Below are 18,985 nucleotides of genomic sequence, written 5' to 3'. Positions count from 1 at the left end.
CGGTGGCCGCCGCCCTATCGCGGAGGCGATTGCTTTCACAGGTTAGTATATTGGGATGGGAACAGATTGCGTCAATCGATCGTCTTAGCGATGCGCCAGCTTGACGCATGCCGTGCGTGCGGCAAGACCGAATTCAAATAACAGGCGCAGGGGAATACGAAGCGATGGCCGGCAGTGAACACGCCGACAGGAACGATGCCGGAGGCGCCTTCGCGCCTCTGAAGGAGCCGGTCTTCCGCCGGATCTGGTCGGCCAGTCTCTTTTCCAATTTCGGGCAGCTTTTCCTCGGCGTGGGCGCGGCTTGGGAAATGACCCGCCTGTCCGACGAGCCCAGCATGGTGGCGCTGGTGCAGACGGCGATGATGGTGCCGTTGATGCTGGTCACCCTGCCTGCAGGTGCCATCGCGGACATGTTCGACCGGCGTCGGATCGCCATGACTGGGCTGGGTTTCAGTGCCGTGTGCGCGGCCATACTGGCGATGATCTCGCACTTCGATCTGGTCACGCCCTGGCTGCTGCTGGGCTTTTGCGTGCTGATCGGCGGCGGTGTCGCCCTGTTCTCGCCGTCCTGGCAGGCCTCGATCCCCGAGCAGGTCTCGCGCGCGCACTTGCCCGCGGCGGTCGCGCTCGGCACGATCAGCTACAACGTGGCGCGCAGCTTCGGGCCCGCGCTCGGCGGTCTGATCGTGGTGATATACGGCGCCAAAGCCGTCTTCGGCATGACGGCGGTGCTCTATCTGCCCCTGCTGACGGCCTTCTTCCTCTGGCGGCGCAAGCACATTCCGTCGCGCCTGCCGCCCGAACGCATCGACCGTGCGATTATCGGCGGTGCCCGCTACGCGCTTCACGCCCCCGCGATCCGCACCGCCCTTATGCGCGTGCTGGTTTTCGGTCTTTCGACCGCGACGGCATCGGCTCTGGCGCCGCTGATCGCCAAGGACCTGCTTGACGGCGATGCCGCGACCTTCGGCATCCTGCTGGGTGCGCAGGGGGTCGGCGCCGTGACCGGGGCGCTGTTCGTGAGTGCAATCCGCGAGCGCATCTCGACCGAGTGGGCGGTGCGGGTCTTCGCGATCGCGTCGGGCGTCGCACTCGTCGCGATTGGCTTCAGCCACTCGCTGGTGCTCACGTGCGCGGCCTTTCTGGTGGTCGGGGCAGGCAACATCCTGACCATCGCCATGCTCAACGTGACCGTCCAGCTTTCCGCGCCGCGCTGGGTGACGGCGCGGGCGCTCTCGCTGTTTTCCTCGGCGATTACCGCGGGTATCGGCATCGGAGCCTGGGGCTGGGGCGTTGTGGCGGGCGAGTACAGCGTTGCCGTGGCGGTGATCGCGTCGGGCATTGCCGTCGCCGCATCCTCGCTGCTCGGCTTCATTCTGCCGATCGGCAAGGACCAGACGTTCGACAACGATTCCATCGAGATCGGGTACGAGCCCGAGGTCAGCCTGGGCCTGACCATGCGGTCCGGGCCGGTCGTGGTCGAGGTGGACTACGACGTCGACCCCGATCGTGCGCGCGACTTCTATGGCGTGATGATGAAGATGCAGGGGATGCGTAAGCGCATCGGCGCCTTTCAATGGTCCATTGCCCGCGACATTGCCGATCCCGCCTTGTGGACCGAGCGCTACCACTGCCCCACCTGGGGCGATTACCTGCGCATGCGCGATCGCTATACCCAGGCCGACTTCGCGATTCAGGAAGAGGCTGACGGCTTCAACCGCTCCGGCAGCAAGAGCCGCGTGCGGCGGCGCCTTGAGCGGCCGTTCGGTTCCGTGCGCTGGAAGGCCGATTCCTACGATCCGAAGCAGGAAACGATCGGTTTCATTACGCCCTGACGAGGGTGCGGCGCTGCGTCGGTGACCTCTGTTGCAACAATGGCGCAGATGCGAATATTTTGACACCTGTCCAGGTTTTCTCTGGAAATGTGTCAGCCTTCCGATTAGGTCTGTTTCCAAGAATATCTTGGGAGGGATACTACGATGATGGGAAGGACATCTGCGTCCATTTTTGGCCTGCTTGGACTGGCTGTACTGACGCCGACGCAAGCTTTCGCACAGGACAGCGACGATAGCGCATCGAACAGCGGCGTCATTATCGTGACCGCGCAGCGCCGTGCGGAAGCGCAGGTCGACGTGCCGATTTCGATCACCAACCTGAGCAGCGATGCGCTGAGGACTGCGAGCGTCGAACAGCTGGCCGACATCGGCAAGGTTACGCCGGCTCTGCGCTTCGACTTCGCTGGCGGTTTCTTCCAGCCGACCATTCGCGGCATCGGCACGGCGGTGGCCACCTCGGGCGGCGGCGGCAACGTCGGCATTTATGTCGACGGCTTCTATTCGCCAAACCCGCTGGCCGCCGACTTCGACCTGATCAGCGTCGAGAGCATTCAGGTGCTGAAGGGGCCGCAGGGCACGCTATTCGGCCGCAACACCACTGGCGGCGCCATCCTGGTCTCGACCCGCGAGCCCTCGATGCTCGAGAACTCGTTCCAGGGGCGTGTCAGCTATGGCCGCTACAACGAGTTCAAGGCCGAGCAGTTCTCGAACTTCGTCATCTCCGACCGTGTCGCATTGAGCGTCGAGAGCCAGTACCGCCGTGGCGACGGTTGGCAGCACGACATCTCGAACAACAACAAGCGTGTCGGCGACTACGAGAACTGGTCGGTGCGTCTCGGCCTGAAGGCGGAGCTTTCGGACAATGTGGAAGTCCTTCTGCGCTACAAGCATGGCAATGTCGACGATCCCTCGCCGCTGCTGACCTCGTCCTACTACAGCGACGAGTTCGGCCTCGGTGCCCCGTTCGGTGGCGTACCCGGCACCTTCACGACGGCCAAGAACAAGATCGCATCGGGCTCGCAGCCGGAGTTCTTCCGTTCGAACTCCGACGTCTTGCAGGGCACTATCAAGGCCGATCTGGGCTTTGCCGATCTCACCTCCTACTCGCAGTACCGCAACGAGAAGGTCGATTCCTCGCTTGAGCTCGACTATTCCGGCATGGATATCTTCCAGCTGGGCCTGCCCAACAACAACGAGACCTGGAGCCAGGAATTCCTCCTGACCTCCAAGGCCGGAACGCCACTGCAGTGGACGGCAGGTCTGTTCTATTTCCAGAACACCGACCAGTACATCACGCTGATCGACACGACCCCCGGTTCGCGCATCCGCCTCGGTGGATCGAGCACCACGGTGAAGAGCTATGCCGCCTTCATCGATGCGACCTACGAGGTCACGCCGCGGCTCTTCGTGACCGGCGGTCTGCGCTACTCGAAGGACTCGGTGGACGACGCGTACTTCAACACGCGGTTCCTGGCGCCGACGACCATCACGCTGCCGGATGGGTCGACCTGCAACTCCACCGATGGCCGCATCTACATCAAGGATTGCGATCCCTCGGCGGTCGACTACGCCAAGGGCGGTCGCGTCACGCCGCGTGTGGTCATCCGCTACAAGCCGACCGACCAGACCAGCATCTATGCGTCCTATACCAAGGGCTACAAGGCTGCGATCATCGACGTGGGCGGCTCGTGCCAGAATGCCCCTTACGAATGTACTCGCGTGAAGCCCGAAACGATCAATGCCTTCGAAGTCGGCGCGAAGTACGAAACCTACGGTCTCTCGCTGGAAGCGGCCGCCTTCTACTACGACTACAAGGACCTGCAGGTCTCGATCTACGAGGCGGGTACCGCGCGTATCGTCAATGCGGCCAAGTCCGAGATCTACGGTCTTGAAGGCTCGGCGCGCTTCAAGCCGGCAGAGGGGCTGGAACTGTCGGCAGGTGCCTCGTGGGTCCATGCTCGCTACAAGGACTTCAATAACGCGCCGATTTACACGGCATGTTCGGACTTCGGGACGGAGTTCTTCCTCGCCAACTGCGCGCCCAACGGTGTGACCTTTCTTGTGACGGGCCAGGATCTGAACAATGTCACCATGCAGCGCACGCCCGAATTCACCGGGTTCCTCGCTGCGCGTTACGCGACCGAAGTCGGCGGGGGCGAACTCGCGCTCTCGGGCAACCTCTCGTATTCGTCCAGCTTCCACTTCGGGCCTTCGGGCATCCAGTTCAAGCAGGGTGGCTATGAGACCCTCTCGCTGCGCGCGCAGTGGACCGCGCCGAGCGAGAACTGGTACCTCGCGGCCTACGGCAACAACGTGACCAACAGCCGCTACCTCACCCAGGTGCAGTACTCGAACTTCGGTATCGGTTCGAACTGGTCGAAGCCGGTGACATATGGCGTCGAGATCGGCCTCAACTACTGATGCGAATGGCGGGCAGGCGTTCCCACGCGGGGATTGCCCGTTTGCCTGCCTGCTGACCTAATGCGATCACGGCGGCGCCGCTCCGGAATGTTCCGGGGCGGCGCTAAGCGTTCAATTGATGGGAGAGACTATGATGCCGGAAGGCAAGACCTGGCGCGTCGTGCAGTGGGCCACGGGCAATGTCGGAAGCCGCGCGCTGCGCATGGTGATCGAACACCCGCGCATGGAACTGGCCGGTCTGTGGGTCAGTTCGCCCGACAAAGTCGGCAAGGACGCCGGCGAGCTGTGCGGCCTGGCCGAGACCGGCATCAAGGCGACCAATTCGGTCGACGAGATCGTCGCGCTCGATGCCGACTGCGTGCTCTTCATGCCGCAGGGCACCGACTACGACGCGCTCTGCGCGCTGCTGGCTTCGGGCAAGAACGTCGTCACGACCCGCGGCGACTTCCACTATCCGCCGATGATGGACGCGGCCAAGCGCGCCCGGATCGAGGAGGCCTGCGCCAAGGGGGGCACCTCGATCTATTCCACCGGATCCAGCCCGGGCTTCGTGACCGAGGCTCTGGCGATTCCGCTGCTGTCGCTGCAGCGTGAACACGGGTTGCTGACGATCGACGAATATGCCGACGTCTCGAGCCGCAACTCGCCCGACATGCTCTTCCAGATCATGGGCTTTGCCGCGCCGATGGCTCCGTTCGACCAGCGCCGCGCCGAGCATCTCAAGGGCGATTTCGGCAGCTCGCTGTCGCAGGTGGCCGAAGCCATCGGTCTGCCTGCGGACGAGATCGAGGCGTTCGGTGAACTCTCGGCGACGACGGGCGATCTCCATATCGCGGCGGGCAAGGTTCCTGCGGGCACGGTCGGCGCCATGCGCACGACGATCACCTGCAAGCACAAGGGCCGGCCGGTGCTGCGCTTCCGGGCCAACTGGTACGTCACCACCGAGATCGAGCACGAATGGGACCTGCGCGAATCCGGGTGGCGCATCACCACCGAAGGCGACACGCCGGTGAAGGTCGACATTACCTTCCCGGTCTCCGAAGAAGACTATGCCGCCTACACGCCGGGCCTGACCGCGCACCGTCCGATCAACGCGATCCCGGCGGTCTGCGCAGCCGAGCCCGGCATCCGCACGACCGTGGAGCTCGGGCAGATCATTCCGCTCTATTCCTGAGCCGCGGTGCCCTCAGCTGGCGTGGCCTGGTCGCCGCCGAGCACACGATAGAGCGTGATGCGATTGGCGGCGGCCTGCAGGCGCACAGCCACTTCGCTGCGGCGTGCGGTGTAGAGGCTGCGCTGCGCGTCGAGATTGTCGAGCGAGCTGGCGATACCCTGCTTGTAGGTCGCCTCGGTCAGGCGGGCGGTGTCTTGCGCGGCATCGGTATTGGCCTTGGCCGCGCGTAGCCGCTCGGCAAGCGTGCCCTGATCGGCCAGCGCGTCGGAGACTTCGCGAAAGGCGGTCTGGATCGCCTTTTCGTAGGTCGCGAGTGCCGCATCGCGCTGCGCCTTCGCCACGTTCACATTGGCGGAACGGCCGCCCGCGTTGAAGATCGACCAGCTCGCATCGGCGCCGAGGGTGTTCGAGAAGGAAGCGCTGTCGAACAGAGACGACAGGGAATCGCTGGCAAAACCGAGCAGTCCGGTCAGCGAGATCGACGGGAACAGCTCCGCCCGCGCGACCCCGATATCCGCATTCGCGGCGCGAAGGTCGTATTCCGCAGACACCACATCGGGCCGCCGCAGCAGAACGTTCGAGCTGGTGCCTGCCGGTAGTGCCGCCAATCCGTCGTTCACCTGCTGGATGCCCTCAGGCAGCAGCGCACGGTCGAATTCGGCGCCCACCAGCAACCGGATCGCATTCACGTCCTGCGCCAGTGCCGTCTTCTGCGCGGCGACGTCGCCGTTTGCCGTTTCGAGGATCTGCCGGGCCTGGCTCACGTCGCTGCGCGGCGCGATCCCTCCCTTCAGGCGGGCCTCAGTGAGACGAACGCTGTCCTGCGCATTGGCGACGGTGGACTCGGCAATCGCCAGCAGGTCCTTGTCGGCAGCATAAGTCGCCCAGGCCAGCGCCAGATCGGCAACGAGGCCAAGGCGCACCGTGCGCGCTGCCGCTTCGGTGGACAGGGCCCGGTCGCGCTGGGCGGCCGTGGCGTTGGCCAGCTTGCCGAACAGGTCGAGCTCGAAGCTGGAAACGCCCGCCTGCACCTGCGAGGTCCACAGGTTGCCGAAAGCGACAGCGCCGCCGCCCCGGTCCATGCGGGTCTCGGACGCGGTGACATCGACGGCGGGGAACTGGTTGGACCGCACGACGCGGATCTGCGCGCGCGCTGCTGCGACATTGGCGGCAGCGGTGCGAATGTCGCGGTTGTTGACGAGCGCCTGTTGGACCAGCGCCTGCAGTCGGGGATCGCGGAAGATCTCGGTATAGGAGACTTGCGGAAGGGCCGCTTCGCTTTGCGCCGAATAAGTATCGCCCACGGGCCAGGACGCGGGGACCGGCGGGGCAGGAGCCATGTACTTCGGTGCCATCGAGCAGGCGCCGAGGGCGATGGCGGGAAGCAGGCCCGCCGTCAGTCGCAGGATCATCTTCTGCCTCATGCCGCGTCTCCCGAAGCCTGGCTGCGGTCGCGCAGACGCTGCTTTGCAGCGGCGACACCGTCGCGCACGCTACGCCGGACGAGCACGAAGAACAGCGGGATGTAGAAGATCGCGAGCACCGTTGCGGTCAGCATGCCGCCAGCCACGGCGGTGCCGATGGCGATACGGCTGTTGGCACCCGCGCCGGTGGCAAGCGCCAGCGGCAACACGCCGAAGATGAAAGCGAAGCTGGTCATCAGGATCGGGCGCAGACGGATGCGTGCGGCTTCAAGCGCGGCGTCGATCACGCGCTTGCCTTGCCGTTCTGCCTGCTCGGCGAATTCGATCATCAGGATCGCGTTCTTGGCGGCGAGGCCCATCGTGGTGAGCAGGCCGATCTGCAGATAGACGTCGTTCTGCAGCCCGCGCAGCGTCACGAATGCGATGGCGCCGAGCAGGCCGAGCGGGATCACGAGGATGACCGCGATCGGGATCGACCAGCTCTCGTAAAGCGCGGCGAGGCAGAGGAACACGACGAGCAGCGAGAGCGCATAGAGCGCCGGTGCTTGCCCGGACGAGAGCCGCTCCTGATAGGAGGAACCCGACCAGGCGACGCTGACGCCCGGAATCTGGGTGGCCAGATCCTCCATCACGTTCATGGCGGTGCCCGAGCTGACGCCCGGCGCCGCGCTGCCCGAGAATTCGTAGGCGGGAAGCGCGTTGAAGCGCGAGGTCGAGCTGGGCGCGGTCGACCAGCTTACGTTCGAGAAGGCGGAGAAGGGGGCCATCTGTCCGCCGGTGCCGCGCACGAACCACTGCGACAGGTCTTCCGGCTTGGCGCGGAACGGTGCGTCGCCCTGTACATAGACGCGCTTCACGCGCCCCTTGTCGATGAAGTCGTTGACGTAAGTGCCGCCCCACGCGGTCGACAGCGTGGCATTCACGTCACTGGCGCGAAGGCCGAAGGCGGTGAGCGCACGGGTGTCGGTATCGATCTTGAGGGTCGATACATCGGGAAGGTCGCTCAGGCGCACGCCGGTAAGCTGATCGCTCTGCATGGCCTGCGCGAGCAGCTTGTCGCGCGCTTCCTCGAACTCTTCGCGGCTCATGCCGGTGCGGTTCTGGAGCTGCATTTCGAAGCCGGACGATGTGCCCAGACCGCGGATCGCGCCGGGGACGAGGGCGAAGACCTGCGCGTTGCGGAAGTTCTGGAAGGCCCCCATGGCGCGTTGCACGATGGCGTCGGCGGAATCGCCCGGATCGGTACGCTCTTCCCAGTCCTTGAGCCGGATGAAGGCCTGGCCGGTGTTCTGGCCGCTGGCGCCGAAGCCCGCGCCAGAGATCGTGAACATGCCCGAGACGTTGTCCTTCTCGTGGTTCACGAAATACTTCTCGATCTCTTGCTGCACTTCCTCGGTCTGCTCACGCGGGGTGCCTGCAGGCAGGCGCCATTGCACCATGACCAGCCCCTGGTCCTCGTTGGGCAGGAAGCCGGTGGGCAGGCGCTCGAACAGGTAGAGTGTGCCCGCGCAGATCACCGCGAAGATACCGAGCCAGCGCCATTTGCGCGCAACGATATGTTCGATCCCGCGCACATAGGCACCCGTGCCGCGTTCGAATGTGCTGTTGAAGCCGGTGTGAAACTTCTCCCACCCGCGCGCGAGCCATGGCAGGCGGCGTTCGAGGAAGGACGGCACCTTCTCTTCATCCGGCGTCTTGGGCTTGAGCAGCGAAGCGGTGAGGGCGGGGCTAAGGATCAGCGCGACCAGCACCGAAAGGACCATCGCCGAGATGATCGTCAGCGAGAACTGGCGGTAGATCACGCCCGTCGATCCGCCGAAGAATGCCATCGGCAGGAACACGGCCGAGAGCACAAGTGCGATCGCGATCAGTGCGACCTGGATTTCCTCCATCGACTTGATCGTTGCTTCGCGCGCCGACATGCCGGGGTTCTCTTCCAGCAGGCGCTCCACGTTTTCGACGACCACGATGGCATCGTCGACCAGCAGGCCGATGGCCAGCACCAGTCCGAACAGCGTCAGCGTGTTGACCGAGAATCCCATGACATAGAGGATGGCGAACGTACCCAGCAGCACGACCGGAACCGCGATGGCCGGGATCAGCGTTGCCCGCCAGCTCTGCAGGAAGACAAACATCACGATCACGACCAGGACGATGGCCTCGAACAGCGCCTTTTCGACTTCGGAAACCGAGAGCTTGATGAAATCGGTGGAGTCGCTGCCGTAGGTGAATTCGAGCCCGTCCGGCATGGTGGTGGAGAGTTCCTCCATCTTGGCCTTGACCGCCTCGGCCGTCGCCAGGGCGTCGGCGCCGGGAGAGAGCGAAACCGAGACGCCGGCCCCTGGGTGGCCATTGAAGCGGCTGATGGCGCTGTAGTTCTCGGCGCCGATCTCGACTCTGGCGACATCGCCGACAGTCACCACCGATCCGTCCGAGTTGGTCTTGAGCACGATGCTGCGGAACTCGTCGGCCGTCTGCATGCGTGACCCGGCGGTGACGATGGCGTTGATCGGCTGGTCTCCGGGAGCGGGCAGGCCGCCCAATTCGCCGGCGGCGACTTCGGTGTTCTGGGCCTGAATGGCTGAGATCACGTCGCTCGGCATCAGTGCCACGGCGGCCAGCTTGTTCGGGTTGAGCCAGATACGCATCGCGTGCGGCGCGCCGAACACGTTGACTTCGCCTACGCCCTCGACGCGCGAGAGCGGGTCCTGGATGTTCGAGCTCAGGTAGTCCGAAACGTCCTGGTTCGATCGTGTATCCGTGCCGTCGTAGACCGCGACGAGCAGAAGCTGGTCGGGGTTCGATTTGGTGACGCGCACGCCCTGGTTCTGCACCGACTGCGGCAGGCGCGAGATCGCCGACTGCACCTTGTTCTGGACCTGCACTTGCGCGATGTCCGGATCGGTGCCCTTGGTGAAGACCGCGCTGATCGTCGCCTGGCCACGGTTGGTCGACTGCGAGCTGAAGTAGAGCAGACCGTCGATGCCGGTAAGCTGCTGCTCGATGATCTGGGTGACGCTGTTTTCGATCGTTTCGGCCGAGGCGCCGGGATAGGTCGCGCGGATATTGACCTGCGTGGGGGCAATGTCCGGGTACTGCTCGTTCGGCAGGAACTCGAGCGCACCGATACCGGCGAGCATCACGACGATGGCAAGGACCCATGCGAAGATGGGCCGATCGATGAAGATACGCGACATGCCGGGCTCAGGCGCCCTTGCCGGAGCCGGCAGCCTGCGGCGGCGCGATCTTCTGCGGGGTCGAGGCCGGCGTCGGCTTCACCTCGGTGCCCTGACGCAGCCCGTTCAGGCCCTGTACGATGACCTTGTCGCCCTTCTTAAGACCCGCCGTGACGACGGAACTGTCTTCATAGGTCCGGTCGGCCGTGACCTTGCGGCGCGCCGCTTTGTTGTCCTTGTCGACGACCATGACATAGGCGCTGCCGTCGAAGTCGCGCTGGACGGACGTGGGCGGAACGAGAATGGCGTTGGGATCGGTCGCCTGATCGAACACCGCGGTCACGAACATGCCGGGGAGCAGCAGTCCGTCGGGGTTGGGGAAGCGGGCGCGCAGTGTCACCGTGCCGGTGTCTTGGTCTACCGTGACTTCGGAGAACTCTACGGTGCCGGGCAGTTCGTATTGCGAGCCGTCGTCCATCTTGAGGTGCACGGTCGTGTCGCCGGGCTTCACGCCACCGGCCGCCAGCTTGCGGCGCAGCGACGTCAGCTCGGCAGCGGACTGCTGCATGTCGACATAGATCGGATCGGTGCGCTGGATCAGCGCCAGCGGGTCAGCCTGGCTCGCGCTCGCCAGCGCGCCTACGGTCGCCAGCGAGCGACCGATGCGGCCGCTGATCGGTGCGGGCACGGTCGTGAAGCGCAGATTGATCTTCGCCGTGTCGAGCGTCGCGGCCATTTGCTGCACGGTGGCCTTGGCGACACGGGCCTCGGCCAGAGCGTCGGTATAGTCCTGCTTGGCAATGGCTTCCATTTCGGCGAGCGGCTTGAAGCGCTCTGCCTTCGCGCTTGCAGCATCGGCGGTGGCCCTGGCGCTGGCGAGGTTGGCCCTGGCCTGATTGACAGCTGCTTCGTAAAGGCTGGGGTCGATCTGGAACAGCGGCTGGCCGGCACGCACATAGCTGCCCTGCGTAAAGTACCGCTTGCGGATTACCCCCGTTACCTGCGGGCGTACCTGCGATGTCTCATAGGCTACCGTTCGCCCGCTCAGCGTGGCGGGAAGCGGCACTGTGCTGGGTGTTGCGACGATGTAGCCGACGGTTGCCGTCGGGCGTCCGCCAGCGCCCTGGGGCTCGTTCGAGCAACCGCCAAGAGCCGTCAGGGCCAGCAGGCCGAGCGTCAGACTTGCGTGCTTCACCAGGGGAAGCTTTGGGGGCAAGAGGTAAACCAATTAGTACACCTTTTTGAAGACGTGCGGGCTCTATTGATAGATTTTGCCCTGTCTGCAAGCGTGCATTTCGCACTTGCGACATTTTGCGACCAATTATCAATTACCCTCGCACAACCGCCAGTTGCGGTCCATCGGCTACGAAAAACGCCCCGGGCAACAAGTGCCCGGGGCGCCCGCGGCTGTGGCCTTGAGGCGATGCGCACAGGGTGCGCATCGGCGACCCGCAAGGGCTTCAGCGTTGTTCGCTCTGCCAGTTCTCCGCGCGGACGAACGGCAGGTCGGAAGGCGACAGCATGCCGCGTCCCAGAATGTGATCGGCACCTTTCTCGGCGAGCATGATGGTCGGCGCGTTCAGGTTGCCGGTGGTGATGGCGGGCATGGCCGAGCTGTCGACGACGCGCAGACCTTCAAGCCCGCGCACCCGCAGTTCGGGGTCGAGCACGGCCATCGGGTCGCCGTTTGCACCCATCCTGCAGGTGCACGAGGGGTGGTAGGCACTCTCCACCTTCCGCGCGAGGAAGGTGTCGATCTGTTCGTCGGTCACGACATCGGCGCCCGGTTGGATCTCCTTGCCGGTGTACGGCTTGAGCGCATCCTGCGCGAAGATCTCGCGGGTCAGGCGCACGCAGGCGCGCATTTCAGCCCAGTCGTCGGGATGGCTCATGTAGTTGAAGCGGATCGCGGGCGCTTCGTGCGGATCGGCCGAGCGCAGGGTGACATTGCCCCGGCTTTTGGAGCGCATGGGGCCGACATGCGCCTGATAGCCATGCCGATCGGCCATGCTCGATCCGTCGTAGGCGACCGCGAGCGGCAGGAAATGGTACTGGATGTCGGGGTAGGGCACTCCGGCGCGCGAGCGGATGAAGCCGCAGCTCTCGAAGTGGTTGGTGGCGCCGAGCCCGTCCCTGAAGGCCAGCCAGCGCGCGCCGATGAGCGCCTTGGCGAGCGGGTTCATCGCCGAATAGAGCGTGATCGGCTGCGGGCATTCCATCTGCAGATAGAACTCGAGGTGGTCCTGCAGATTCTCGCCCACGCCGGGCAGGTCGTGCAGTACCTCGATCCCGTGGGCCTGCAGTTCGGCAGCCGGGCCGAGGCCCGAGCGCTTGAGCAGCGCGGGAGAATTGATCGGTCCGCTCGCGACGATCACTTCGCGGCGTGCCCGCACTTCATGCCGCTTGCCGCCCCGGTCGTAGCGCACCCCGACGGCGCGGCGGCCTTCGAAGAGAATGCGCTCGGCCAGCGCGTGCGTTTCCACCTTGAGGTTGGGGCGCTTCATCGCCGGCTTGAGATAGGCGTTGGCGGTGCTCCATCGGCGGCCCTTGTGGACGGTCATGTCCATCCGGCCGAAGCCTTCCTGCTGCGCGGCGTTGTAGTCGTCGGTCACGGGGTAGCCGGCTTGACGCGCGGCCTCGACGAAGGCCCAGTAGAGCGGGTTCTTCAGCCGGCCATACTGCGTATGCAGCGGGCCCTCGTCGCCGCGATAGGCATCGCCGCCCTCGGCGCGCGTTTCGGCCCGGCGGAAGTAGGGGAGGACATGCGCATAGTCCCAGCCCGCCGCGCCCTGTTTCTGCCAGCCTTCGAAGTCCATCGGATTGCCGCGGACATAGACCATGCCGTTGATAGAAGAGGAGCCGCCCAGCACCTTGCCGCGCGGCGTGTGCATGCGGCGCCCGCCCAGATGCTCTTCGGGCTCGGAATAATAGCGCCAGTCGTACTTCGCGCTGTTCATCGGGATCGAGAGCGCGCTCGGCATCTGGATGAAGACCGAGCGGTCAGACCCGCCGAACTCCAGCACCAGCACGCTGGTCTTTCCATCTGCACTCAGGCGGTCGGCCAGTACGCAGCCTGCGGATCCTGCGCCCACGATCACGTAGTCGAATGCGGCGCTCATCGCCGGTCTCCGCGTGCAGTGCGGTCAGTAGGGCGCATCGACGTCCCCCTTGGCGACATAGACGCTCTTGATCCGGGTGTAGTGCTCGATTGCCGCCAGCCCGTTCTCGCGGCCGATACCGGATTGCTTGTAGCCGCCGAAGGGCAGCTCGATGGGGGTCACGTTGTAGTCGTTGATCCAGCAAGTTCCGGCCTGCAGCGCGGCTATCACGCCATGCGCGCGCATCAGGTCGCGGGTGAAGACACCAGCGGCCAGGCCGAACTCGGTGGCATTGGCCCGGGCGATCACTTCGTCCTCGCTGTCAAACGGCAGGACCAGCATGACCGGGCCGAACACCTCGTCGCGGACGATGGCGGCGCAGTCGTCTTCCGCCTGGAAGATCGTCGGTTCGACATAGAAGCCGTGATCGTAGGTCCCGCCGGTCAGCCGCTTTCCGCCCATGACCAGCTTCACGCCTTCGCGCTTCGCCCGGTCGATGTGGCCCATCACCAGATCGCGCTGCGTTGCGCTCACCAGCGGACCGATCTGCGTTTCGGGATCGAAGGGATCGCCGATCCGCAGCTTGGCAGTGCGGGCGGTCAGCTTGTCCATGAAGGCCTTGAGCACGCTGCGCTGAACGAAGACGCGCGTGCCGTTCGAGCAGACCTGCCCGGTCGAATAGAAGTTCGCCATCATCGCGCCGCTCACGGCATTGTCGAGATCGGCATCCTCGAACACGATCAATGGGGACTTGCCGCCGAGTTCCAGTGTAGTCGGCTTGAGCCCGCGCGCGGCCTCGCCCATCACGAGCTTGCCGGTGGGGACCGAGCCGGTGAGCGAGACCTTGGCGATGTCCGGATGCGAAATCAGCGCGCGGCCAGTCTCGCCATAGCCTTGCGCCACCTGGAACACGCCTTCGGGAAGGCCGGCCTCGCGGAAGATCGCTTCCAGTTCGATGGCGGTCATCGGCGTCTGCTCGGCGGGCTTGAAGATCAGTGCATTGCCGCAGGCGAGGGCAGGGGCGGCCTTCCAGCAGGCTATCTGCATCGGATAGTTCCACGCGCCGATGCCCGCACAGATGCCGAGCGGCTCGCGCCGGGTGTAGCCGAAGGCCGCCGCGCCGAGGTCGAGGAACTGCCCCGCGACCGTGGCCGCGACGCCGCCGTAGTATTCGAGACAGTCCGCGCCCGAGATGATGTCGACCGCTTTCGTTTCCATCACCGGCTTGCCGGTGTTGCGCGTCTCGATCTCGGCAAGCGCGTCGTTGCGGTCGCGCAGGATGTCGCTGGTGCGGCGCAGGACCCGGCCGCGCTCGGTGCCGCTCAGAGCCGCCCATTCGGCCTGTCCCGCCTTGGCCTTCTCTACCATGCGGTCGATTTCCGGGGCGGTCGTCACGGGGATTTCGGCAATGGTCTCGCCCGTCGCCGGGTTTACCGGACGCACACGCGCAGGCGCTTTTTGCGGGGCGACGGTGCCGCGGGCGAGCGAGTCGTCGACCACACGGGTCAGCATCTCGCGCAGGGATTCCGGATCGATCTCCGCCCAATTCGACAGCGCCCCGCGTAGCCACGCACCGTCGATCATCGCGGCGATCACGGCTGCCGTCTTGCGGGCCTCTTCGCGCGAATGGAAGGCACGCAGTGCATGTGTGAGGTTGGAGATCATCCGGCTCTGATAGGCCCGTTGGACCCGGCAAAGGGCGGGGTGCCGCAATGCCTGTCCCCAGAAGGCCAGCCATGCCGTGCAGGTGCGGGCGTCGATTTCCTCGCGCGAGAGGCTGCCGTCGATCACCGCCTGCACCCGCTCGCGCGGCGTCTCGGCATTCAGCATGCGCATGCGGACGGCCTCGGCATGACGGAAGGCCAGAGCGCGGAAGGTGGCTTCCAGCAGGCCGTTCTTGTCCTTGAAGTAATGCGCGACGAGCCCGGAGGAAACGCCCGCGCGCCCGGCGATCCCGGCCAGTGTTGTGCCTGCAAAACCGGCTTCGGCAAGGCTGTCGATGGTCATCTCGATCAGCTGGAGGCCGCGGCCGTCAAGCCTTGACGGCTGGCCCGATGTAGCGGACGTTACGGTCAAGACGCACCTTTGAATCGCTGTTCAATCGTAATGGCGTCCGGCTAGCCCCAAACCTCATGATTGCGCAAGAGGTAAGGAATAAGGCCTTGAACCCTGATTGATCATTCGTTCAATAGGGCCCTCACCAAGTCCTCGGGGTGCCAAGCCCGCCAGCAGAAATCGCGGAAAAGGGAATCCATGGGTCGGATCGCAAAGCACTTGATGATGGCATTGCTCCTGTTTCTGGGAGCGGCGCCGGCACATGCGGCAAGCGATCCGCCATCCTGCAAGACCGTCCACCTCGCGGATGTCGGCTGGACCGACGTGACCGCGACGACTGGTATGCTCGCGCGTGTCCTGCGCGGGCTCGGCTACGATCCCGAAGTGCGGGTGCTGTCGATCCCGGTCACCTTCAACGGCATGGCACGAAAGGATATCGACGTCTTTCTGGGCAACTGGATCCCGGCGCAGGACAGCGCGATCAAGCCCTATCTCGATGACGGCTCGATCGAGCGGGTGCGCATCAATCTGGGCAATGCGCGTTATACCCTCGCCGTGCCGAAGTATCTCCACGACGAGGGGCTGACCGACTTCGCGGACATATCCAAGTTCGCGGGGCCCCTCAATCACAAGATCTACGGCATCGAACCGGGCAACGACGGCAATGCCCACGTGCTCAAGATGATCGCCGAGAACGAGTTCGGTCTCGGCGATTTCACGCTGGTGGAAAGCAGCGAACAGGGCATGCTGGCGCAAGTCGAGCGCGCCGTGAAGGAACAGCGCCCGATCGTCTTCCTCGGCTGGCAGCCGCACCCGATGAATACGCGCTTCAACATGGCGTATCTCTCCGGCGGAGATGACGTTTTCGGGCCGAACTTCGGCGGTGCCAAAGTCTATACGACCGTGCGTAAGGGATACCTGCAGCAATGCCCGAACGTGGGGAAGCTGCTCGAAAACCTCGCCTTTACCGTGGATGACGAAAACGCGCTCATGGCCGGGGTCATGGCGAACGGCGATGCCGAACGCACGGCGCAAGACTGGCTCGCGGAGCACCCCGAGCGCCTGCAGACATGGCTGGACGGCGTCACCACCATCGACGGCGCGCCGGCGGTGCAGGCCCTGAGCGACGACTTCGCGCCTGCTGCGACCGGAAGCATCGTAACGCGGCACAAGATCCCGGTCGGTCAGTGGATGACCGATATCGTCGAGTGGACCAAGGCCAACGGCGGAATTCTCGATATCATTTCACGCGCGGTCAGCACCGGTGTGACGGGTCTGACAAAGGGCATGCAGACGATCCCGCCGCTGGTTTTCGTTGCGCTCGCCACGGTGCTGACGTGGTTCCTGCGCCGCTCCGTCGGGCTGACGGTCTTCGTGCCGCTGGCGCTGCTTTTCATCATCAACCAGGGGTACTGGGCGGCCACGATCGAGACGCTGGCGCTGGTCGTCTTCGCGGCGGCGACCGCGACTGTGATCGGGGTGCCTATAGGCATCTGGGCGGGACATCGGCCACGTGCCTATGAATACCTGCGCTCGGTACTCGACCTCATGCAGACGCTGCCCACTTTCGTCTATCTGATCCCGACGCTGGTGATCTTTGGTCTGGGCGTCGTTCCGGGGCTGATCTCGACGATCATTTTCTCGCTGCCCGCGCCGATCCGCCTGACTCAGCTCGGCATCGCATCGGTGCCGCGGCCGCTGATCGAGGCTGGTGAAGCCTTCGGCGCCACCAGGCGGCAGCTTCTCTTCAAGGTCGAACTGCCCTCGGCGGCGGAATCGATCCTGGCGGGCATTACCCAGTGCATCATGCTCAGTCTGTCGATGGTGGTCATCGCCGCGCTGGTCGGCGCCGGCGGGCTCGGCGTTCCGGTGGTGCGCGCGCTCAATACCGTGCAGGTGGGCATGGGCTTCGAAGCCGGCTTCGCCATCGTGCTGCTGGCGATCATTCTCGACCGCGTGACGCGGCGCGACAGCAAGGGAGACGTCTGATGAGCGTGGCGATCGAATTCCGCGACGTCGATATCTTCTTCGGCCAGGGGCGCGGGCGCAAGCGGCAGGCCGGTCTGGACCGTGCCATCGAACTGGCCGGGCAGGGGCTCGACCGAAGCGAGATCTGCAACCGGACCGACGTGGTGCTGGGCGTGCACGGCGCCAGCCTCTCGGTGGAGCGCGGGCAAATTTCGGTGCTTATGGGCCTCTCGGGGTCGGGTAAGTCGACTCTGCTGCGCGCGGCCAACGGTCTCAACGAAGTGACGCGCGGGCAGGTGCTGATCCATACCGAGGACGGCGTGCTCGACCTGGCCGAGCGCGATCCTGCCGTCCTGCGCGACGTGCGCCGCCACCGCGTCGCCATGGTGTTTCAGCAGTTTGCATTGCTCCCCTGGCGCACCGTGCGCGAAAACGTGGGGCTGGGCCTCGAACTGCGCGGTGAAAGCAAGGCCGATGTCGACCGCAAGGTGGACGAGCAGCTTGAACTTGTCGGTCTGGGCGACTGGGGCGACAGCTACGCCAGCGAGCTTTCGGGCGGCATGCAGCAGCGCGTCGGTCTGGCGCGCGCCTTTGCCACCGATGCCGATATCCTGCTGATGGATGAGCCGTTCTCGGCGCTCGACCCGCTCATTCGCGCCAAGCTGCAGGACGACCTGCTGGACCTGCAACGGGCGGTGCAGAAGACGATCCTGTTCGTCAGTCACGACCTCGACGAGGCTTTCAAGATCGGCGACCAGATCACGCTTCTGGAAGGGGGGCGGATCGTCCAGAGCGGTTCCCGGCAGGATATCCTGACCAACCCCGCGACCCCCTATGTGACCAGCTTCCTCGAGCATATGAACCCGCTGCATGTCATGACCGGAGATACGGTGATGCATGCGGTAGAAGACCTCTCCACCGAAAACGGTGCGCTGCTGCTGGACGAGGCAGGCCGCTACCGCCTGGAAGGCGACCGGGTCGCGCTCGATGATGAATGGATGCCCGTCACCGATATCGCCGAGCCGGAAGGGCAGGAGGACTACCCTGACGGAGTCGTGCAGGTTCCCTCCACCACCCCGGTCCGCACGCTGATGCGTATCGCCGCGCAGACCGACAATCCGGTGCTGCTGACCCGCGACGGCGAATTGGCCGGGGTCACCAGCGGGCAGGAAATCCTCGAGCGCCTGAGCGAGACCGGGCCTACCGACGATGATTCCGGGGATGCGGACGGGCAGGCCGGCAAAGAACCGGCTCAGGCGCCGCCTGAATGAACCGTGCCGCGCGGGCCAGACGACAAACGCACAGGCCGACGCCAACTGGAAAGCAGCGTACATCCCATCAAAACGGGAGAGGCAATTGATCCGGATGCATCGAAGCAGGCGCCTTTGGTCTGCCATAGTGATCGCTGGCATCTCTGCCTGCAGTTCCGGCGAACCTGTAGCCGAACCCACGAGTTATAGGATCGAGAAGGCAGATCTCACTGCCGCCGAACCAGACGACATTTGCCGGACGAAGGACGCCGCTTTTCTGCGCAACCTGCTCCTGCGCATTACGGGCGCTTTGCCCCCGGGGACCAGCAGCTTTGAATTCGTCGACTTCAATGTCCCCAGCATGCCGGAAGGCAAAGGCATGCAAGCAACCGTACGGTTTCGTGCCGCGCCACCCGGAGGCAAACCAAAAACAATGTACGCCACCGGCGCCTTCGACCCGAAAGATTGTCGGGTTGGCCACCTGATCGGTGGTCCGGGGGAAGGCTCTGACAATCCGGATGCTAAAACAACGTTCGAGGAAGCCGGATCGAAGCCGTGAACCCGCGCGCTAACAAATGCGCCGC

At 64.7% G+C, this 18,985-nt stretch carries 11 protein-coding genes; 6 read left to right on the top strand and 5 right to left on the bottom strand.

Annotated elements, in window-relative coordinates; genetic code table 11:
• Positions 1–164 precede the first annotated feature (164 nt).
• The 3 genes from IEX64_RS05570 (at position 165) to IEX64_RS05560 (ending at position 5,430) form a co-directional block, all read left to right on the top strand.
• A complete protein-coding gene (locus IEX64_RS05570; protein WP_188818690.1) occupies positions 165–1,835 on the top strand; it encodes an MFS transporter in 1,671 nt (556 codons plus the stop codon).
• A gap of 144 nt (positions 1,836–1,979) precedes the next feature.
• Entirely contained in the window at positions 1,980–4,256 is a 2,277-nt protein-coding gene (locus tag IEX64_RS05565) for a TonB-dependent receptor (protein WP_188818689.1), read from the top strand.
• A 130-nt stretch (positions 4,257–4,386) separates the two neighbouring features.
• A complete protein-coding gene (locus IEX64_RS05560) occupies positions 4,387–5,430 on the top strand; it encodes an NAD(P)H-dependent amine dehydrogenase family protein (protein WP_229710084.1) in 1,044 nt (347 codons plus the stop codon).
• Here the strand turns inward: IEX64_RS05560 and IEX64_RS05555 are convergent.
• From IEX64_RS05555 to betB, 5 genes are all read right to left on the bottom strand, one after another.
• Positions 5,421–6,854 (bottom strand): efflux transporter outer membrane subunit, encoded by a 1,434-nt coding sequence (locus IEX64_RS05555; RefSeq protein ID WP_188818688.1) that lies wholly within the window; start codon positions 6,852–6,854, stop codon positions 5,421–5,423. The two genes, IEX64_RS05560 and IEX64_RS05555, sit on opposite strands and share 10 nt — an antisense overlap.
• On the bottom strand, positions 6,851–10,051 hold the full coding sequence (locus IEX64_RS05550) for an efflux RND transporter permease subunit (protein WP_188818687.1): 3,201 nt from the start codon (positions 10,049–10,051) through the stop codon (positions 6,851–6,853). The genes IEX64_RS05555 and IEX64_RS05550 overlap by 4 nt, the downstream gene beginning before the upstream one ends.
• 7 nt (positions 10,052–10,058) lie before the next feature.
• Complete coding sequence (locus IEX64_RS05545) at positions 10,059–11,225, bottom strand: efflux RND transporter periplasmic adaptor subunit (RefSeq protein ID WP_229710083.1); 1,167 nt, start codon at positions 11,223–11,225, stop codon at positions 10,059–10,061.
• Between the two features lie 265 nt (positions 11,226–11,490).
• Complete coding sequence (gene betA, locus IEX64_RS05540; protein ID WP_188818686.1) at positions 11,491–13,149, bottom strand: choline dehydrogenase; 1,659 nt, start codon at positions 13,147–13,149, stop codon at positions 11,491–11,493.
• Between the two features lie 24 nt (positions 13,150–13,173).
• The gene (gene betB, locus IEX64_RS05535) at positions 13,174–15,204 is read right to left on the bottom strand and encodes a betaine-aldehyde dehydrogenase (protein WP_268238439.1); all 2,031 of its coding nucleotides are present in this window, start codon (positions 15,202–15,204) and stop codon (positions 13,174–13,176) included.
• A 177-nt stretch (positions 15,205–15,381) separates the two neighbouring features.
• On the opposite strand from betB, the gene choW reads away from it, so the two are divergent.
• The 3 genes from choW to IEX64_RS05520 all read left to right on the top strand — a co-directional run bounded on the left by choW (position 15,382) and on the right by IEX64_RS05520 (position 18,960).
• Positions 15,382–17,172: a choline ABC transporter permease subunit gene (gene choW, locus IEX64_RS05530; RefSeq protein ID WP_188818684.1), complete on the top strand. Its 1,791-nt coding sequence runs from the start codon at positions 15,382–15,384 to the stop codon at positions 17,170–17,172.
• A complete protein-coding gene (locus tag IEX64_RS05525) occupies positions 17,172–18,422 on the top strand; it encodes a quaternary amine ABC transporter ATP-binding protein (RefSeq protein WP_188818683.1) in 1,251 nt (416 codons plus the stop codon). The genes choW and IEX64_RS05525 overlap by 1 nt, the downstream gene beginning before the upstream one ends.
• Positions 18,423–18,507: 85 nt before the next feature.
• Positions 18,508–18,960 carry a hypothetical protein gene (locus tag IEX64_RS05520; protein WP_188818682.1) on the top strand — a complete coding sequence of 151 codons (453 nt, stop codon included), beginning with the start codon at positions 18,508–18,510 and terminating at the stop codon, positions 18,958–18,960.
• The last annotated feature ends 25 nt before the right edge of the window (positions 18,961–18,985 follow it).

This window comes from Novosphingobium indicum, assembly GCF_014645195.1.
GTDB classification, from domain to species: domain Bacteria; phylum Pseudomonadota; class Alphaproteobacteria; order Sphingomonadales; family Sphingomonadaceae; genus Novosphingobium; species Novosphingobium indicum.
This window is presented reverse-complemented; position numbering and strand designations above follow the sequence as displayed.

Excerpts from the sequence above, each read along its gene's own strand:
- betA (WP_188818686.1), bottom strand. The coding sequence starts at position 13,149 with ATGAGCGCCGCATTCGACTACGTGATCGTGGGCGCAGGATCCGCAGGC.
- IEX64_RS05525 (WP_188818683.1), top strand. The coding sequence starts at position 17,172 with ATGAGCGTGGCGATCGAATTCCGCGACGTCGATATCTTCTTCGGCCAG.
- IEX64_RS05555 (WP_188818688.1), bottom strand. The coding sequence starts at position 6,854 with ATGAGGCAGAAGATGATCCTGCGACTGACGGCGGGCCTGCTTCCCGCC.
- IEX64_RS05565 (WP_188818689.1), top strand. The coding sequence starts at position 1,980 with ATGATGGGAAGGACATCTGCGTCCATTTTTGGCCTGCTTGGACTGGCT.
- IEX64_RS05570 (WP_188818690.1), top strand. The coding sequence starts at position 165 with ATGGCCGGCAGTGAACACGCCGACAGGAACGATGCCGGAGGCGCCTTC.
- IEX64_RS05550 (WP_188818687.1), bottom strand. The coding sequence starts at position 10,051 with ATGTCGCGTATCTTCATCGATCGGCCCATCTTCGCATGGGTCCTTGCC.
- IEX64_RS05560 (WP_229710084.1), top strand. The coding sequence starts at position 4,387 with ATGATGCCGGAAGGCAAGACCTGGCGCGTCGTGCAGTGGGCCACGGGC.
- choW (WP_188818684.1), top strand. The coding sequence starts at position 15,382 with ATGGGTCGGATCGCAAAGCACTTGATGATGGCATTGCTCCTGTTTCTG.